The sequence below is a fragment of the Mesorhizobium sp. M8A.F.Ca.ET.207.01.1.1 genome, from assembly GCF_004794715.1.
GTDB lineage: Bacteria > Pseudomonadota > Alphaproteobacteria > Rhizobiales > Rhizobiaceae > Mesorhizobium.
The window spans coordinates 1-513 of record NZ_SRUS01000062.1 but is presented as its reverse complement, the minus strand read 5'-3'; the positions used below and the strand labels follow the sequence as shown (position 1 = coordinate 513).

The following is a 513-nucleotide window of genomic DNA, read 5'->3' as shown; positions in this document are numbered from 1 at the left end:
GGCCGCCGTCTGCTCTATCTGACGATCATGGCGAGCTTCATGGTGCCCATCCAGGCGCTGATAGTCACCCACTTCGTGCTGATGTCGAATTTCGGCACCCTCAACACCTGGCTCGGCATCATCCTCCCCCAGCTCATCGTTCCAGTCGTCGTCATCGTCTACAAGCAGTTCTTCGATTCGATCCCGCGCGACTTCCGTGAGGCGGCGATCATGGACGGCGCCAACGATTTCCAGCTTCTGTTCAAGATCTACCTGCCTATGAACTGGGGGGTGACCACGGCGCTGGCCATAATCACCTTCATCGGCGCATGGAACGCTTTCCTCTGGCCGTTCCTGGCGCAGAGTTCCGAGGAGACGATGAACATCACGGTCGGCGTCACGCAGGTGCACTCCGCCTTCGGTGTCCAGTATGCGCGCGAGCTGGCGGGCGCCGTGCTGGCAGGACTTCCCGTTGCGCTCGCCTATCTGATTTTCCAGCGCCGCGTGACCCAGGCGATAACGCTTTCGGCCGGC

Annotated in this window: 1 protein-coding gene; it reads left to right on the top strand. The window is 61.0% G+C overall.

What is annotated here, in order from left to right; translation table 11 throughout:
• Positions 1–513: carbohydrate ABC transporter permease (locus EN850_RS33455; protein WP_136092927.1), on the top strand; the 513-nt coding region annotated here is incomplete at both ends.